Origin of the sequence: Nocardiopsis sp. NPDC101807, from assembly GCF_044766605.1 — a bacterium.
Lineage (GTDB): Bacteria > Actinomycetota > Actinomycetes > Streptosporangiales > Streptosporangiaceae > Nocardiopsis > Nocardiopsis tropica.
In genome coordinates this window covers 109,117-123,863 of the sequence record NZ_JBIWMK010000009.1, presented here as the reverse complement: position 1 = coordinate 123,863, position 14,747 = coordinate 109,117, and the positions used below count along the sequence as shown (strand labels likewise).

25 protein-coding genes are annotated in these 14,747 nt (G+C 66.3%); all 25 read left to right on the top strand.

The genetic code is table 11. The annotated features are described in order from the left end of the window. The first annotated feature begins 361 nt into the window (after positions 1–361). Complete coding sequence (gene rpsL / locus ACIRPH_RS25690) at positions 362–733, top strand: 30S ribosomal protein S12 (protein WP_014912437.1); 372 nt, start codon at positions 362–364, stop codon at positions 731–733. A 2-nt stretch (positions 734–735) separates the two neighbouring features. Beyond that, on the top strand, positions 736–1,206 hold the full coding sequence (rpsG, locus tag ACIRPH_RS25685; RefSeq protein WP_267946694.1) for a 30S ribosomal protein S7: 471 nt from the start codon (positions 736–738) through the stop codon (positions 1,204–1,206). A gap of 45 nt (positions 1,207–1,251) precedes the next feature. Then, the gene (gene fusA / locus ACIRPH_RS25680; protein ID WP_402918791.1) at positions 1,252–3,366 is read left to right on the top strand and encodes an elongation factor G; all 2,115 of its coding nucleotides are present in this window, start codon (positions 1,252–1,254) and stop codon (positions 3,364–3,366) included. A gap of 81 nt (positions 3,367–3,447) precedes the next feature. Further along, a complete protein-coding gene (gene tuf / locus ACIRPH_RS25675) occupies positions 3,448–4,641 on the top strand; it encodes an elongation factor Tu (RefSeq protein WP_402918789.1) in 1,194 nt (397 codons plus the stop codon). Between the two features lie 254 nt (positions 4,642–4,895). Beyond that, positions 4,896–5,204: a 30S ribosomal protein S10 gene (gene rpsJ / locus ACIRPH_RS25670; RefSeq protein WP_013156110.1), complete on the top strand. Its 309-nt coding sequence runs from the start codon at positions 4,896–4,898 to the stop codon at positions 5,202–5,204. A gap of 12 nt (positions 5,205–5,216) precedes the next feature. Beyond that, positions 5,217–5,867, top strand: coding sequence for a 50S ribosomal protein L3 (gene rplC / locus ACIRPH_RS25665; RefSeq protein WP_267946691.1), 651 nt, complete (start codon positions 5,217–5,219; stop codon positions 5,865–5,867). Between the two features lie 3 nt (positions 5,868–5,870). Continuing rightward, positions 5,871–6,542, top strand: a complete 672-nt coding sequence (gene rplD / locus ACIRPH_RS25660) for a 50S ribosomal protein L4 (protein ID WP_402918784.1) — start codon at positions 5,871–5,873, stop codon at positions 6,540–6,542. Next, positions 6,539–6,829, top strand: a complete 291-nt coding sequence (gene rplW / locus ACIRPH_RS25655; RefSeq protein ID WP_267946689.1) for a 50S ribosomal protein L23 — start codon at positions 6,539–6,541, stop codon at positions 6,827–6,829. The genes rplD and rplW overlap by 4 nt, the downstream gene beginning before the upstream one ends. Positions 6,830–6,886: 57 nt before the next feature. Then, the gene (gene rplB / locus ACIRPH_RS25650; RefSeq protein WP_330089887.1) at positions 6,887–7,726 is read left to right on the top strand and encodes a 50S ribosomal protein L2; all 840 of its coding nucleotides are present in this window, start codon (positions 6,887–6,889) and stop codon (positions 7,724–7,726) included. Positions 7,727–7,738: 12 nt separating this feature from the next. Then, positions 7,739–8,017: a 30S ribosomal protein S19 gene (gene rpsS / locus ACIRPH_RS25645; RefSeq protein ID WP_053616300.1), complete on the top strand. Its 279-nt coding sequence runs from the start codon at positions 7,739–7,741 to the stop codon at positions 8,015–8,017. 72 nt (positions 8,018–8,089) lie between these two features. Further along, a complete protein-coding gene (rplV, locus tag ACIRPH_RS25640) occupies positions 8,090–8,458 on the top strand; it encodes a 50S ribosomal protein L22 (protein ID WP_267950527.1) in 369 nt (122 codons plus the stop codon). Next, positions 8,458–9,261: a 30S ribosomal protein S3 gene (gene rpsC / locus ACIRPH_RS25635; RefSeq protein WP_402918780.1), complete on the top strand. Its 804-nt coding sequence runs from the start codon at positions 8,458–8,460 to the stop codon at positions 9,259–9,261. The genes rplV and rpsC overlap by 1 nt, the downstream gene beginning before the upstream one ends. Before the next feature lie 3 nt (positions 9,262–9,264). Then, positions 9,265–9,678: a 50S ribosomal protein L16 gene (gene rplP, locus ACIRPH_RS25630; RefSeq protein WP_267946686.1), complete on the top strand. Its 414-nt coding sequence runs from the start codon at positions 9,265–9,267 to the stop codon at positions 9,676–9,678. Continuing rightward, entirely contained in the window at positions 9,678–9,932 is a 255-nt protein-coding gene (gene rpmC / locus ACIRPH_RS25625) for a 50S ribosomal protein L29 (protein WP_267946685.1), read from the top strand. Before rplP ends, rpmC begins: the two co-directional genes overlap by 1 nt. Then, complete coding sequence (gene rpsQ / locus ACIRPH_RS25620; RefSeq protein ID WP_267946684.1) at positions 9,929–10,201, top strand: 30S ribosomal protein S17; 273 nt, start codon at positions 9,929–9,931, stop codon at positions 10,199–10,201. The genes rpmC and rpsQ overlap by 4 nt, the downstream gene beginning before the upstream one ends. A gap of 107 nt (positions 10,202–10,308) precedes the next feature. Next, complete coding sequence (gene rplN / locus ACIRPH_RS25615; RefSeq protein ID WP_013156121.1) at positions 10,309–10,677, top strand: 50S ribosomal protein L14; 369 nt, start codon at positions 10,309–10,311, stop codon at positions 10,675–10,677. A 3-nt stretch (positions 10,678–10,680) separates the two neighbouring features. After that, a complete protein-coding gene (gene rplX / locus ACIRPH_RS25610; RefSeq protein WP_267946683.1) occupies positions 10,681–10,986 on the top strand; it encodes a 50S ribosomal protein L24 in 306 nt (101 codons plus the stop codon). Further along, positions 10,986–11,561 carry a 50S ribosomal protein L5 gene (rplE, locus tag ACIRPH_RS25605; RefSeq protein WP_267946682.1) on the top strand — a complete coding sequence of 192 codons (576 nt, stop codon included), beginning with the start codon at positions 10,986–10,988 and terminating at the stop codon, positions 11,559–11,561. Before rplX ends, rplE begins: the two co-directional genes overlap by 1 nt. Positions 11,562–11,574: 13 nt before the next feature. Next, a complete protein-coding gene (locus ACIRPH_RS25600; protein ID WP_267946681.1) occupies positions 11,575–11,760 on the top strand; it encodes a type Z 30S ribosomal protein S14 in 186 nt (61 codons plus the stop codon). 284 nt (positions 11,761–12,044) lie between these two features. Continuing rightward, the gene (gene rpsH / locus ACIRPH_RS25595; protein ID WP_267946680.1) at positions 12,045–12,443 is read left to right on the top strand and encodes a 30S ribosomal protein S8; all 399 of its coding nucleotides are present in this window, start codon (positions 12,045–12,047) and stop codon (positions 12,441–12,443) included. Between the two features lie 16 nt (positions 12,444–12,459). Beyond that, positions 12,460–12,996 (top strand): 50S ribosomal protein L6, encoded by a 537-nt coding sequence (gene rplF, locus ACIRPH_RS25590; RefSeq protein ID WP_267946679.1) that lies wholly within the window; start codon positions 12,460–12,462, stop codon positions 12,994–12,996. Positions 12,997–12,998: 2 nt separating this feature from the next. Next, positions 12,999–13,376 (top strand): 50S ribosomal protein L18, encoded by a 378-nt coding sequence (rplR, locus tag ACIRPH_RS25585; protein ID WP_402918774.1) that lies wholly within the window; start codon positions 12,999–13,001, stop codon positions 13,374–13,376. A 49-nt stretch (positions 13,377–13,425) separates the two neighbouring features. Further along, positions 13,426–14,028 carry a 30S ribosomal protein S5 gene (gene rpsE / locus ACIRPH_RS25580; protein WP_267946677.1) on the top strand — a complete coding sequence of 201 codons (603 nt, stop codon included), beginning with the start codon at positions 13,426–13,428 and terminating at the stop codon, positions 14,026–14,028. Between the two features lie 2 nt (positions 14,029–14,030). Continuing rightward, the gene (rpmD, locus tag ACIRPH_RS25575; RefSeq protein WP_013156129.1) at positions 14,031–14,216 is read left to right on the top strand and encodes a 50S ribosomal protein L30; all 186 of its coding nucleotides are present in this window, start codon (positions 14,031–14,033) and stop codon (positions 14,214–14,216) included. Beyond that, positions 14,213–14,677: a 50S ribosomal protein L15 gene (gene rplO, locus ACIRPH_RS25570; RefSeq protein WP_402918771.1), complete on the top strand. Its 465-nt coding sequence runs from the start codon at positions 14,213–14,215 to the stop codon at positions 14,675–14,677. Before rpmD ends, rplO begins: the two co-directional genes overlap by 4 nt. Positions 14,678–14,747: the final 70 nt, after the last annotated feature.

Sequence of the window (14,747 nt, the reverse complement as noted above, 5' to 3'; positions counted from 1 at the left end):
GCGTAGACTGGCGGTGACCCACGGCTACGCGAGAACCGGTTCCATGATTCTCGCCATGTCGCACGCCGTTTTGACCGCCCAGACGGTAAACGGTAGCCTGTGTGATTGTGCCCGTGAGTCGACGGGTCACACGTGCGTGTGCGGCGCCTCGGTCCCACCAGTTGAGGACGTAAGGCGCGCCGCGCAGGTGAACCCCCTCCCATGATCGGCCTCCGGCCGGGTGTGATCGGTTTTTTGCCGTGCGCGACAACCAGCGCGACACGCCCGACCACGGGGGTCGGGGAGGTTCGGGAAATTCAGCAGGTCAATAGCGATATCGGCTACGAGAACCGGCGTAGGTCACGAGGAAGACGGAGACGCGGTGCCCACCATCCAGCAGCTGGTCCGCAAGGGCCGACAGGACAAGGTCGCAAAGAACAAGACCCCGGCGCTGAAGGGGAGTCCGCAGCGTCGTGGTGTGTGCACGCGTGTCTACACCACTACGCCGAAGAAGCCGAACTCCGCTCTGCGTAAGGTCGCTCGCGTCAAGCTGAGCAGCGGCATCGAGGTCACGGCCTACATCCCCGGCATTGGTCACAACCTCCAGGAGCACAGCATCGTGCTCGTTCGCGGTGGTCGTGTGAAGGACCTGCCGGGCGTCCGCTACCGAATTGTCCGCGGCTCGCTCGACACCCAGGGTGTCCGGGGCCGCAAGCAGGCGCGTAGCCACTACGGCGCCAAGAAGGAGAAGTAAAGATGCCGCGCAAGGGCCCGGCGCCGAAGCGCCAGCTCATCACCGACCCGGTCTACGGCTCGCCGCTCGTCACCGCACTGATCAACAAGGTGCTGCTCGACGGCAAGCGCTCCATCGCCCAGAGCGTCGTCTACGACGCCCTCGAAGGCGCCCGCGAGAAGACCAGCCAGGACCCGCTCGTCGTGCTGAAGCGCGCCCTGGACAACGTCAAGCCCGCGCTCGAGGTCCGCAGCCGCCGCGTCGGTGGCGCGACCTACCAGGTGCCGGTCGAGGTTCGCGCCTCCCGGTCCACCACGCTGGCCCTGCGCTGGCTGGTCTCCTACGCGCGTCAGCGCCGTGAGAAGACCATGACCGAGCGTCTGATGAACGAGCTGGTCGACGCCAGCAACGGTCTCGGCGCGGCCGTCAAGAAGCGTGAGGACACGCACAAGATGGCCGAGTCGAACAAGGCCTTCGCCCACTACCGCTGGTAACCCCGCGGCGATTCGATTCCTTGAGACCGAGGGAAGACGAGCCTCATGGCTGCTAAGACTGCGCTTGACCTGGCCAAGGTCCGCAACATCGGGATTATGGCCCACATCGACGCGGGCAAGACCACCACGACTGAGCGGATCCTCTACTACACCGGTGTGACCCACAAGGTGGGTGAGGTCCACGATGGCGCCGCCACGATGGACTGGATGAAGGAGGAGCAGGAGCGGGGTATCACCATTACCTCGGCTGCTACCACCACCCACTGGGACGACCACACCATCAACATCATCGACACGCCCGGCCACGTCGACTTCACGGTCGAGGTCGAGCGGTCGCTGCGTGTCCTCGACGGTGCCGTCGCGGTGTTCGACGCCAAGGAAGGCGTCGAGCCCCAGTCCGAGCAGGTCTGGCGCCAGGCTGACCGCTATGGCGTTCCGCGTATCTGCTTCGTCAACAAGATGGACAAGATCGGCGCCGAGTTCCAGCGCTGCGTCGACATGTTCCGTGAGCGCCTCGGCGCGAACGCCATGCCGATCCAGCTGCCCATCGGCGCCGAGAGCGACTTCAAGGGCGTCGTCGACCTGGTCCGCATGAAGGCCTACGTCTGGAACGACGAGGCCGCGCTCGGCGAGATGTACGACACGATCGACATCCCCGAGTCCCACGCCGACGCCGCCCGCGAGGCCCGCGAGAAGTTCATCGAGGTGCTCGCCGAGGCCGACGACGAGATCATGGAGCTGTACCTGGAAGGGCAGGAGCCCTCCCTGGAGCAGGTGGTCCCGGCGATCCGCCGCGCGACCATCGCCGGTACCGCGATCCCGATCGTGTGCGGCACCGCGTTCAAGAACAAGGGCGTCCAGCCCCTGCTCGACGCGGTCACCGCGTACCTCCCCTCGCCCCTGGACGTGGACGCCATCGAGGGCCACGACCCCAAGGACGAGACCGAGGAGACCAAGCTCTCCCGCAAGCCGAGCGTCGACGAGCCGATGTCCGCCCTGGTCTTCAAGATCATGAGCGACCCGCACCTGGGCAAGCTGACCTACGTGCGCATCTACTCCGGCGTCCTCGAGACCGGCACCCAGGTGCTGAACAGTCTCAAGGGCCGCAAGGAGCGGATCGGCAAGATCTACCGCATGCACTCCAACAAGCGTGAGGAGATCGGCGAGGCCGGCGCGGGCGACATCGTCGCGGTCATGGGTCTGAAGGACACCACGACCGGCGAGACGCTGTGCGACCAGTCGGCTCCGATCGTCCTGGAGTCCATGACGTTCCCGGCTCCGGTCATCGAGGTGGCCATCGAGCCCAAGACCAAGAGCGACCAGGAGAAGCTGGGCATCGCGATCCAGCGCCTCGCGGACGAGGACCCCTCGTTCCAGGTCGCCACGGACGACCAGACCGGCCAGACCATCATCTCCGGTATGGGCGAGCTGCACCTCGAGGTCCTCGTCAACCGCATGCGCGACGAGTTCAAGGTCGACGCGAACATCGGTAAGCCCCAGGTGGCCTACCGCGAGACCATTCGCAAGAAGGTCGAAGGCCACGTCTACACCCACAAGAAGCAGACCGGTGGGTCGGGCCAGTTCGCCAAGGTCAAGATCGACGTCGAGCCCCTCGAGGTCGAGAGCGGCGACGCCTCCGGCTACGAGTTCGTCAACGCGGTCACCGGCGGCCGTATCCCGCGGGAGTACATCCCGTCGGTCGACGCCGGCGCCCAGGAGGCCGCCGAGCTGGGTGTGCTCGCGCACTACCCGCTCGTCGGCGTCAAGGTGACGCTCCAGGACGGCCAGTACCACGAGGTCGACTCCTCCGAGATGGCCTTCAAGACCGCGGGTTCGATGGCCTTCAAGGAGGCCGTCAGGCTCGCCAAGCCGACTCTCCTTGAGCCGGTCATGGCGGTGGAGGTCACCACCCCTGAGGAGTACATGGGTGACGTGATCGGCGACCTGAACTCCCGCCGTGGACAGATCCAGTCCATGGACGAGCGTTCCGGCGTCCGGATCGTCAAGGCCCAGGTGCCCCTCTCCGAAATGTTCGGCTACGTGGGTGACCTGCGCAGCCGTACGCAGGGTCGAGCCAACTACTCGATGGTGTTCGACTCCTACGCGGAGGTTCCGTCCGCTGTCGCCCAAGAAATTGTGGCGAAGGTTCGCGGCGAGTAGTCGCGAACACGTAACCAATCCGATCCCCGCCCAGGCGGCGGGGATGGACCCAGATAGCTCTGTACGTCTAGGAGACTTCCAGTGGCGAAGGAAAAGTTCGAGCGGACTAAGCCGCACGTCAACATCGGCACCATCGGTCACATTGACCACGGCAAGACCACGCTGACCGCGGCCATCACCAAGGTGCTGCACGACGCGTACCCGGACCTGAACCCGTTCACGCCGTTCGAGGACATCGACAACGCTCCCGAGGAGCGCGAGCGCGGTATCACGATCTCCGTGGCGCACGTCGAGTACCAGACCGAGCAGCGCCACTACGCTCACGTGGACTGCCCCGGTCACGCCGACTACGTGAAGAACATGATCACGGGTGCGGCGCAGATGGACGGCGCGATCCTGGTCGTGGCCGCCACCGACGGCCCGATGCCGCAGACCAAGGAGCACGTGCTCCTGGCCCGCCAGGTCGGCGTCCCCTACATCGTGGTGGCCCTGAACAAGGCCGACATGGTGGACGACGAGGAGATCTTCGAGCTCGTCGAGCTCGAGGTCCGCGAGCTCCTCAGCGAGTACGAGTTCCCCGGCGACGACGTCCCCGTCACCAAGGTCTCCGCGCTCAAGGCGCTGGAGGGCGACGAGGAGTGGGGCAAGTCCGTCCTGGAGCTCATGGGCACCGTGGACACCTACATCCCCGAGCCCGAGCGTGACACCGACAAGCCGTTCCTCATGCCCATCGAGGACGTCTTCTCGATCACCGGTCGCGGCACCGTCGTCACCGGCCGTATCGAGCGCGGCATCGTCAACGTCAACGAGACCGTCGACATCGTCGGTATCAAGGACGAGAAGCAGACGACCACCGTCACCGGTGTCGAGATGTTCCGCAAGCTGCTCGACCAGGGCCAGGCCGGCGACAACGTCGGGCTGCTCCTGCGCGGCATCAAGCGCGAGGACGTCGAGCGCGGCCAGGTCGTGATCAAGCCGGGCACGACCACCCCGCACACGGAGTTCGAGGCCAACGTCGTCATCCTGTCCAAGGACGAGGGCGGGCGGCACACGCCGTTCTTCAACAACTACCGTCCGCAGTTCTACTTCCGCACCACGGACGTCACGGGCGTCGTGACGCTGCCGGAGGGCACGGAGATGGTCATGCCCGGTGACAACACCGAGATGACCGTCAACCTGATCCAGCCGGTCGCGATGGAAGACGGTCTGCGGTTCGCCATCCGCGAGGGTGGCCGTACCGTGGGCGCCGGTCGCGTCACGAAGATCCTCAAGTAGTACGCATGCCGGGGGCGGCCCCCTGAGGAGCCGCCCCCGGCGTGGTGGGCGGGCCGTGTTCGCACGGCCCACCCGCCGCACACACAAGACGTCATCGGGCACTGTGACGGTGACGCACCGCAGGGGCAAGCCCTGTTGCGGTTTCTCAAGGGAATAGGGGCTCACGGCCACACGGCGGATTCCGTCAGGCCTGGGCTTCTGTGACCGGGACAGCTCACCGTTACGGACACTGAAGCGAAGGACGAACAGGCCACATGGCGGGACAGAAGATCCGCATTCGGCTAAAGGCCTATGACCACGAGGTCATCGACAGCTCGGCGCGCAAGATCGTCGAGACTGTGACGCGAACTGGCGCACAGGTCGCGGGCCCGGTGCCGCTGCCGACGGAAAAGAACGTTTACTGCGTCATCCGATCGCCGCACAAGTACAAGGACTCGCGCGAGCACTTCGAGATGCGCACCCACAAGCGGCTGATCGACATCATCGACCCCACGCCGAAGACGGTCGACTCGCTCATGCGACTCGACCTGCCGGCTGGTGTTGACATCGAGATCAAGCTTTAAGGACGCACAGACATGGCCACCAAGCAGATCAAGGGAGTTCTGGGCGAAAAGCTCGGCATGACCCAGGTCTTCGACGACACGGGCAAGATGGTGCCCGTGACGGTTCTGAAGGCCGGTCCGTGCGTCGTGAGCCGCATCCGGACTCCGGACACCGATGGCTACTCGGCCGTCCAGCTCGGCTACGGGCAGATCAACCCGCGCAAGGTGAACAAGCCCCTCGGCGACTACCTGCGCAAGAACGACCTGACCCCGCGCCGGCACTACGTCGAGGTCCGCACCACCGACGCCTCCGAGTACACGCTCGGCCAGGAGGTCGCCGCGGACAGCTTCGAGAGCGGCCAGACGGTCGACGTCACGGGCAAGAGCAAGGGCAAGGGCTTCGCGGGTGTGATGAAGCGTCACGGCTTCCGTGGCCTCTCCGCCTCGCACGGTACCCAGCGCAAGCACCGCTCGCCCGGTTCCATCGGCGGCTGCGCCACGCCCGGCCGCGTTTTCAAGGGCATGCGGATGGCAGGGCGCATGGGCAACGTGCGCAAGACCGTCCAGAACCTGACCGTTCACTCCGTGGACGCGGAGAAGGGCCTCATCCTGGTCAAGGGTGCTGTGCCCGGTCCCAACGGCGGTCTGGTGCTCGTCCGCACCGCTGTGAAGGGGGACAAGTAAGCCATGGCCCAGATCGAGGTCAAGAACCCCGAGGGCGCCGCTCAGGGCAGTGTCGAGCTGCCGGAGAGCGTCTTCGCCCAGCAGGTCAGCATCCCGCTCCTGCACCAGGTCGTGAACGCCCAGCTGGCCGCGGGCCGCCAGGGCACGCACGCCACCAAGACCCGCGGCGAGGTCCGCGGCGGTGGTAAGAAGCCGTACCGCCAGAAGGGCACCGGCCGGGCCCGCCAGGGCTCCATCCGCGCCCCGCAGTACACCGGCGGTGGCACGGTCCACGGACCGCAGCCGCGCGACTACAGCCAGCGGACCCCGAAGAAGATGAAGGCCGCCGCCCTGCGCGCCGCCCTCTCCGACCGGGCCACGCACGGCCGTATCCACGTCATCAGCCACTTCGTGGCCGAGGACGCGAGCAGCAAGCTCACGCAGAACGCTCTGAAGGCGCTCCGCCAGGTCACCGGGTCCGACAAGGTCCTGGTCGTCCTGGCCCGCGACGACGAGCACAACCGGCGCGCCCTGCGCAACCTCGAAGAGGTGCACATCCTCGACGCGGACCAGGTGAACACCTACGACGTCCTCTACTCGGACGACGTGGTCTTCACCGAGGCGGGCTACGCCGAGTTCCTGGCCCACGCGGCCGGCGCCTCCAAGGCCGCTCAGTCCGAGGAGGACGACCAGTGAGGATCGCCGACCACCGGGACATCATCATCGAGCCGGTGATCTCCGAGAAGAGCTACGGGCTCATGGACGAGAACAAGTACACGTTCATCGTCAAGCCCGACGCCAACAAGACCCAGATCAAGATCGCGATCGAGAAGATCTTCGAGGTGAAGGTCACGAGCGTGAACACGATCAACCGGAAGGGCAAGCGCAAGCGGACCCGTTTCGGTTTCGGGAAGCGTCCCGACACGAAGCGCGCGATCGTCGGCCTCGCCGAGGGCGACCGGATCGACATCTTCGGTCGGTGACCTTTCCGGGTCTGACCGCTACACACCAAGCAACACGTAAAGGAATGCGCGAAGAAGATGGGCATTCGTAAGTACAAGCCGACGACACCGGGTCGTCGCGGTTCCAGCGTGAGCGACTTCGTCGAGATCACGCGCTCGGAGCCGGAGAAGTCCCTGGTGCGTCCTCTGCACTCCAAGGGCGGGCGCAACGGCCACGGCCGGATCACGACCCGCCACCAGGGTGGTGGCCACAAGCGCGCCTACCGCGTGATCGACTTCCGTCGTCACGACAAGGACGGCGTTCCGGCCAAGGTCGCTCACATCGAGTACGACCCGAACCGCACCGCTCGCATCGCACTGCTCCACTACGTGGACGGTGAGAAGCGCTACATCCTGGCACCCGCCGGTCTCAAGCAGGGCGACAGGGTCGAGAACGGCCCCCAGTCCGACATCAAGCCCGGCAACTGCCTCCCGCTGCGCAACATCCCCACGGGTACGTTCGTGCACGCGGTCGAGCTGAAGCCGGGTGGTGGCGCCAAGCTGGGCCGCTCCGCCGGCTCCCAGATCCAGCTCCTCGCCAAGGAGGGCCGTTACGCCACGCTGCGTATGCCCTCCGGCGAGATGCGCATGGTGGAGATCACCTGCCGCGCCACCGTTGGTCAGGTCGGCAACGCCGAGCAGTCCAACATCAACTGGGGCAAGGCCGGTCGTAACCGCTGGAAGGGCAAGCGCCCGACCGTCCGCGGTGTCGTGATGAACCCGGTCGACCACCCGCACGGTGGTGGTGAGGGCAAGACCTCCGGTGGACGACACCCGGTCAGCCCCTGGGGCAAGAAGGAAGGCCGGACCCGGGCCAAGAACAAGGCCAGCGACAAGCTGATCGTGCGGCGTCGGCGTAGCGGTAAGAAGAAGCGGTAAGGAGCACGTCTGATGCCACGTAGCCTTAAGAAGGGTCCCTTCGTCGACGACCACCTCATCAAGAAGGTGGAAGTCCAGAACGAGAAGGGGACCAAGAACGTCATCAAGACGTGGTCCCGGCGGTCCATGATCGTCCCGGAGATGATCGGTCACACGATCGCCGTCCACGATGGCCGCAAGCACGTCCCCGTGTTCGTGTCCGAGTCGATGGTCGGCCACAAGCTCGGTGAGTTCGCTCCCACGCGTACTTTCCGTAGCCACGTCAAGGAAGACCGCCGTAGCCGCCGTTAGCGGTTGCAGCAGGAGAAAGAACCATTTCTCCACGGTGAGTGGAGATGAATTTCCGTGAGCGAGGGAAAAGCGATGGGAACGAGGGCACAGGCACGGTTCGTCCGTGTTACGCCCCGGAAGGCCCGCCGGGTGGTGGACCTTATTCGCGGGTTGCCCGCTGACGAGGCACAGGCGGTGCTCCGGTTCGCGCCCCAGTCGGCGAGCGAGCCTGTTGGCAAGGTGCTGGCTAGCGCCATCGCCAACGCTGAGCACAACGACAAGCTGGACCGCGAGACGCTGGTGGTCGAGGGCGCATGGGTGGACGAGGGTCCGACCCTGAAGCGCATTCGACCGCGAGGCTTCGGCCGCGCCTTCCGGGTGACCAAGCGTACGAGCCACATCACCGTGGTCGTCGCTGAGCGCTCGGGCGCCTCGTCCAAGACGAAGGAAAGGACCCGATAGTGGGGCAGAAGGTAAACCCGCACGGGTTCCGCCTCGGCATCACCACCGACTTCAAGAGCCGCTGGTACGCCGACAAGTCCTACAAGGACTACGTCAAGGAAGACGTTGCGATCCGTCGGATGCTGACCCGCGGCATGGAGCGCGCGGGCATCTCCAAGGTCGAGATCGAGCGCACCCGTGACCGTGTCCGCGTGGACGTCTACACCGCCCGGCCGGGCATCGTCATCGGCCGCCGCGGCGTCGAGGCCGATCGAATCCGGACCGACCTGGAGAAGCTGACCTCCAAGCAGGTTCAGCTCAACGTCTTCGAGGTCAAGAACCCCGAGGTCGACGCACAGCTCGTCGCCCAGGGCGTCGCCGAGCAGCTGAGCAGCCGTGTGGCCTTCCGCCGCGCGATGCGCAAGGCGATGCAGAGCGCGATGAAGAGCGGTGCCAAGGGCATCCGTATCCAGTGCGGCGGACGCCTGGGCGGGGCTGAGATGTCCCGCTCGGAGTTCTACCGCGAGGGCCGGGTCCCGCTGCACACGCTCCGCGCCGACATCGACTACGGCTTCTTCGAGGCCCGTACGACGTTCGGCCGCATCGGCGTCAAGGTGTGGATCTACAAGGGTGACGCGCCCGCGACCCGCGCCGAGCGCGAGGCGGCCCAGGCCGCCCAGCGTTCCGCCGGTGGCGGCGGCGGTGGCGGCGGTCAGCGCCGCGAGCGCCCGCAGCGTCGTCGTCGTGGCGGTGCCGGCGGCGGTCAGCCGCAGAACACCGAGGCCAAGGCTCCGGCCGAGTCCGCGAAGCCCGAGGGGAGCTGACCAGTGCTTATTCCTCGTAAGGTCAAGTACCGCAAGCAGCACCACCCGGATCTGCGCGGTAAGGCCAAGGGTGGAACGACGGTCACTTTCGGCGAGTACGGCATCCAGGCTCTGGAGTCGGCCTACGTCACCAACCGTCAGATCGAGTCCGCTCGTATCGCTATGACGCGTCACATCAAGCGTGGCGGCAAGGTGTGGATCAACATCTTCCCGGACCGTCCGCTGACGAAGAAGCCCGCCGAGGTCCGCATGGGCTCCGGTAAGGGTTCACCCGAGTGGTGGGTCGCGCCGGTCAAGCCCGGTCGCGTGATGTTCGAGCTGTCGGGCGTGCCCGAGGACATCGCCAAGGAGGCGATGCGCCGTGCCATGCACAAGCTCCCGATGAAGTGCAAGTTTGTTAAGCGGGAGGGGGAGTGATGGCGAAGTCCGTGACTGCCCATGAGCTCCGGGACCAGTCCGTCGAGGACCTGGTCGCCAAGCTCAAGGAAGCCAAGGAAGAGCTCTTCAACCTCCGCTTCCAGGCCGCCACCGGCCAGCTCGACAACCACAGCCGTCTGCGGACCGTCAAGCGCGAGATCGCGCGGATCTACACGGTCATGCGTGAGCACGAGCTGGGCATCGCCCCGCTGTCTGGTGAGTCGGCTGAGGAGACGAAGGAAGCAGCCGAATGAGTGAGAACCAGACCGCGACCCGCAACTACCGCAAGGTGCGCGAGGGCTACGTCGTCAGCGACAAGATGGACAAGACCGTCGTTGTCGAGGTCGAGGACCGCATCAAGCACGCCATGTACGGCAAGGTCATCCGTCGGACGACCAAGTACAAGGCGCACGACGAGGCGAACTCCTGTGGCGTCGGCGACCGGGTCCGAGTGATGGAGACCCGGCCGCTCTCCGCGACGAAGCGTTGGCGCGTCGTGGAGATCCTGGAGAAGGCTAAGTAACCCCAGCCTGCGTTTGGCGGCCGACACGCGTTGTCGGCCGCCAGCGCGAGGGGTGAGACCACCTAGCCGTGCGGCAGTGGACCGCACGCATCACATCAGGAGCAGACGTGATTCAGCAGGAGTCGCGACTCAAGGTCGCCGACAACACGGGTGCCAAGGAGATCCTCACCATCCGTGTTCTCGGTGGCTCGGGTCGGCGCTACGCCGGGATCGGCGACACGATCGTCGCCACGGTGAAGGACGCCCTGCCTGGCGCTGGAGTCAAGAAGGGCGACGTCGTCAAGGCCGTTGTCGTGCGCACCGTCAAGGAGCGCCGCCGGCCCGACGGCTCCTACATCCGCTTCGATGAGAACGCTGCCGTGCTCATCAAGGACGGTGGGGACCCGCGAGGCACCCGCATCTTCGGCCCGGTGGGCCGCGAGCTGCGTGACAAGAAGTACATGCGCATCATTTCGCTGGCGCCGGAGGTGCTCTGAGCGATGAAGATCAAAACTGGCGACGAGGTCATCGTCCTCGCCGGCAAGGACAAGGGTGCCACCGGCAAGGTCGTCAAGGCCCTGCCGAAGGAAGACCGTGTCGTCGTCGAGGGCGTCAACCTGGTCAAGAAGCACAGGAAGGCGAACCCGGCGGGCGGCCAGCAGGGCGAGGTCGTCACGAAGGAGGCCCCGATCCACGTGAGCAACATCGCGCTCGCCGAGGACGGCAAGCCCTCCCGGGTCGGCTACCGCTTCGAGGACGACGGAACCAAGGTTCGCGTCTCCCGTCGCACCGGTAAGGACATCTGATGACGGTTACCAACGACATCACGGCCCCTCCGATGCCGCGGCTCAAGGAGAAGTACCGTAACGAGATCGTCGCTGCCCTCAAGGAGGAGCACGACATCGCCAACATCATGCAGGTCCCCGGTCTCACGAAGATCGTGGTCAACATGGGTGTCGGCGAGGCGGCTCGTGACGCGAAGCTGATCCAGGGCGCGATCGCCGACATCTCGGCGATCACCGGCCAGAAGCCTCGGATCAACCGGGCCAAGAACTCCATCGCGCAGTTCAAGCTGCGCGAGGGCCAGCCGATCGGCGCCAGCGTCACGCTGCGCGGCGACCGGATGTGGGAGTTCCTCGACCGGCTGCTCTCGCTGGCTCTGCCCCGTATCCGGGACTTCCGCGGCCTCTCCCCGAAGCAGTTCGACGGGAACGGCAACTACACCTTCGGTCTGACCGAGCAGGTCATGTTCCACGAGGTGGACCCGGACAAGGTCGACCGGCAGCGTGGGATGGACATCACGGTTGTCACCACGGCCACGACCGACGAACAGGGCCGCAGCCTGCTCAAGCGGCTCGGTTTCCCGTTCAAGGAAGCCTGAGGGGTAAGCACACATGGCTAAGAAGTCCCTGATCGCCAAGGCGCAGCGGAAGCCGAAGTTCAGCGTCCGCGCGTATACTCGATGCTCTCGGTGCGGCCGTCCGCGCGCCGTCTACCGGAAGTTCGGCCTCTGCCGCATCTGCTTCCGCGAGATGGCGCACCGCGGCGAGCTGCCCGGTATCACCAAGTCGAGCTGGTAGTTTCCGGCGGGGCCGACCAGGCGCTCACTCCCTGAGGAGGGCGCACTGGGTTCGGCCCCCCGAACCGCCACCCCCTTGGTGGCTCGACAAGTGTCCGTGACCGCCCGACGCGGTCAGCGGTCCAGCAACATCCAACCATCAGGGCACGGCAGTCCCGCGAGGGACAGCGGTGCCCACGACCACGCCGTAGGTCCGTTTGTGCACCTCCACGGGGAGACCCGTGGGAGGGCAGGCTCTGGGAAAGCCCGCACTCGGAAACCGCGGTGAGGAAGGGCCAGTCGGCCATGACGATGACCGACCCGATCGCAGACATGCTCACGCGTCTGCGTAACGCGAATTCGGCTTACCACGACACCGTGGCGATGCCGTATTCCAAGATCAAGGCGCACATCGCCGAGATCCTCCAGCAGGAGGGCTTCATTCAGGGCCACCGGACCGAGGAGGCCCCTGTGGGCAAGAGCCTCGTCCTGGACCTGAAGTACGGCCCCACCCGGGAGCGTTCGATCGCGGGCATCCGCCGGGTCTCCAAGCCCGGTCTGCGGGTGTACGCCAAGAAGGAGAACCTCCCGCGCGTGCTGGGTGGCCTCGGTGTGGCGATCATTTCGACGTCCGGTGGCCTGATGACCGACAAGCAGGCCAAGAAGCGCGGCGTGGGCGGCGAAGTCCTCGCCTACGTCTGGTAGAGGGAGAGACTGAAGCATGTCGCGAATCGGTCGACTGCCGCTCTCGGTCCCCAAGGGCGTCGAAGTCACGATTAACGGGCAAGACGTCACTGTCAAGGGGCCGAAGGGCGAACTGAAGCACACCGTCGCCGAGCCGATCACCGTCTCCTTCGAGGACGGGGTCGTCACGGTTGCGCGTCCCGACGACAAGCCGGAGAACCGGTCGCTGCACGGTCTGACCCGTGCACTGGTCGCGAACCTCACCGAGGGCGTCTCCAAGGGCTACACGAAGACGCTGGAGATCCACGGCGTGGGTTACCGCGTCCAGGCCCGCGGCTCCAACCTGGAGTTCTCGCTGGGCTACAGCCACCCCGTCGTGGTCGAGCCCCCGCAGGGCATCACCTTCCGCGTCGAGAAGCCGACGATCCTCCACGTGGAGGGCATCGACAAGCAGCTGGTGGGCCAGGTCGCCGCGAACATCCGCAGCCTGCGCAAGCCGGACCCGTACAAGGCCAAGGGCGTGCGGTACCAGGGCGAGCACATCCGCCGCAAGGCCGGAAAGGCTGGTAAGTAGCCATGGGTATCTCCGTGCGCAAGCGGACCTCCAAGAGCGCGACCTCCCGTGCGCGCCGCCAGTTCCGCGTCCGCAAGAAGGTCGTGGGCACCGCCGAGCGTCCGCGTCTGGCCGTGTTCCGGTCCTCCAAGCACATCGTCGCGCAGGTCATCGACGACACCAGGGGCCACACCCTGGTCGCCGCCTCCAGCGTCGAGGCCGACCTGCGCGGTGCCGAGGGCACCAAGTCCGACAAGTCCGCCAAGGTCGGTCAGCTCATCGCTGAGCGCGCCAAGGCCGCTGGGGTCTCCGCCGTGGTGTTCGACCGCGGCGGCAACCAGTACGCCGGCCGTATCGCCAAGCTCGCCGACGCGGCGCGCGAGGGCGGGCTGGAGTTCTAGCGATGACCTCTGTACTGGGCAAGATCAACCACGAGAAGAGGAACCACTGATGGCTGCAGCACCGCGGCGCGGCGCCGGTGGCGAGCGGCGTGATCGCCGTGACGATCGCCGCGGCGGCGCCGCAGACAAGGGTGTCTCCTACATCGAGAAGGTCGTGACCATCAACCGGGTCGCGAAGGTCGTCAAGGGCGGCCGTCGCTTCTCCTTCACCGCTCTCGTCGTCGTCGGTGACGGCAACGGGATGGTCGGTGTCGGTTACGGCAAGGCCAAGGAAGTTCCGGCCGCGATCGCCAAGGGCGTCGAGGAGGCGAAGAAGAACTTCTTCCGCGTCCCCCGCATCCAGGGCACCATCGTGCACCGGGTCCAGGGCGAGGACGCCGCTGGCGTCGTCCTGCTCCGTCCGGCCGCTCCGGGTACCGGCGTCATCGCCGGCGGCCCCGTGCGCGCCGTGCTGGAGTGCGCCGGCATCCACGACATCCTGAGCAAGTCGCTCGGGTCGTCCAACCCGCTGAACATCGTGCACGCCACCGTGGCGGCTCTCAAGGGGCTCAACCAGCCCGAGGAGATCGCCGCCCGCCGTGGCCTGCCGATCGAGGACGTCGCCCCGGCCGCCATGCTGCGTGCTCGTGCTGAGGCGAAGGCAGGAGCCTGACCATGGCCAAGCTCAAGATCACGCAGACCCGCTCCAAGATCGGCGGCAAGGTGAAGCAGCACGCTGCTCTCCAGTCGCTCGGCCTGGGCCGGATCGGCAAGTCCACCGTCCGTGAGGACCGCCCTGAGGTTCGCGGGCAGATCACGATCGTCGCGCACCTCGTCTCTGTCGAGGAGGTTGCCGAATGAGCGACTACAACCCCGACGAGCTGCTCAAGCTGCACCACCTGCGGCCCGCCCCGGGCGCCAACAAGGCCAAGACCCGCAAGGGCCGCGGCGAGGCGTCCAAGGGCAAGACCGCGGGCCGGGGCACCAAGGGCACCAAGGCTCGTAACACCGTCCGCCCCGGCTTCGAGGGCGGGCAGATGCCCCTCATCCGCCGGGTGCCGAAGCTCAAGGGCTTCAGCAACGCGCGGTTCAAGACGACCTACCAGGTCGTCAACCTGGACAAGCTGAGCGAGCTGTTCCCCGAGGGTGGCGAGGTCACCGTCGAGGCCCTGGTCGCCAAGGGCGCGGTTCGCAAGAACCAGCTCGTCAAGGTTCTGGGCACCGGTGAGATCACCGTCGCCGTGCAGGTGAGCGCGAACGCGTTCTCCTCCTCGGCGAAGGAGAAGATCGCCGCTGCCGGTGGCTCCGTCACCGAGCTGTAGGGGTCTACCCCGAAATGCGCAACTGGGGGCGTCCGCCCGGCAGGTCAGTGAAAGACCGGTCGGCGGGCGC

Coding starts and splice junctions, on each gene's coding strand:
- rplD (WP_402918784.1), top strand. CDS start 5,871: ATGGCCCAGATCGAGGTCAAGAACCCCGAGGGCGCCGCTCAGGGCAGT.
- rplF (WP_267946679.1), top strand. CDS start 12,460: ATGTCGCGAATCGGTCGACTGCCGCTCTCGGTCCCCAAGGGCGTCGAA.
- rplV (WP_267950527.1), top strand. CDS start 8,090: ATGGGAACGAGGGCACAGGCACGGTTCGTCCGTGTTACGCCCCGGAAG.
- rpsJ (WP_013156110.1), top strand. CDS start 4,896: ATGGCGGGACAGAAGATCCGCATTCGGCTAAAGGCCTATGACCACGAG.
- rplR (WP_402918774.1), top strand. CDS start 12,999: ATGGGTATCTCCGTGCGCAAGCGGACCTCCAAGAGCGCGACCTCCCGT.
- rplB (WP_330089887.1), top strand. CDS start 6,887: ATGGGCATTCGTAAGTACAAGCCGACGACACCGGGTCGTCGCGGTTCC.
- rpsS (WP_053616300.1), top strand. CDS start 7,739: ATGCCACGTAGCCTTAAGAAGGGTCCCTTCGTCGACGACCACCTCATC.
- rplX (WP_267946683.1), top strand. CDS start 10,681: ATGAAGATCAAAACTGGCGACGAGGTCATCGTCCTCGCCGGCAAGGAC.
- rpmD (WP_013156129.1), top strand. CDS start 14,031: ATGGCCAAGCTCAAGATCACGCAGACCCGCTCCAAGATCGGCGGCAAG.
- rplO (WP_402918771.1), top strand. CDS start 14,213: ATGAGCGACTACAACCCCGACGAGCTGCTCAAGCTGCACCACCTGCGG.
- rplC (WP_267946691.1), top strand. CDS start 5,217: ATGGCCACCAAGCAGATCAAGGGAGTTCTGGGCGAAAAGCTCGGCATG.
- rpsH (WP_267946680.1), top strand. CDS start 12,045: ATGACGATGACCGACCCGATCGCAGACATGCTCACGCGTCTGCGTAAC.
- rpsE (WP_267946677.1), top strand. CDS start 13,426: ATGGCTGCAGCACCGCGGCGCGGCGCCGGTGGCGAGCGGCGTGATCGC.
- rpsG (WP_267946694.1), top strand. CDS start 736: ATGCCGCGCAAGGGCCCGGCGCCGAAGCGCCAGCTCATCACCGACCCG.
- rpsQ (WP_267946684.1), top strand. CDS start 9,929: ATGAGTGAGAACCAGACCGCGACCCGCAACTACCGCAAGGTGCGCGAG.
- rpmC (WP_267946685.1), top strand. CDS start 9,678: ATGGCGAAGTCCGTGACTGCCCATGAGCTCCGGGACCAGTCCGTCGAG.
- ACIRPH_RS25600 (WP_267946681.1), top strand. CDS start 11,575: ATGGCTAAGAAGTCCCTGATCGCCAAGGCGCAGCGGAAGCCGAAGTTC.
- rplE (WP_267946682.1), top strand. CDS start 10,986: ATGACGGTTACCAACGACATCACGGCCCCTCCGATGCCGCGGCTCAAG.
- fusA (WP_402918791.1), top strand. CDS start 1,252: ATGGCTGCTAAGACTGCGCTTGACCTGGCCAAGGTCCGCAACATCGGG.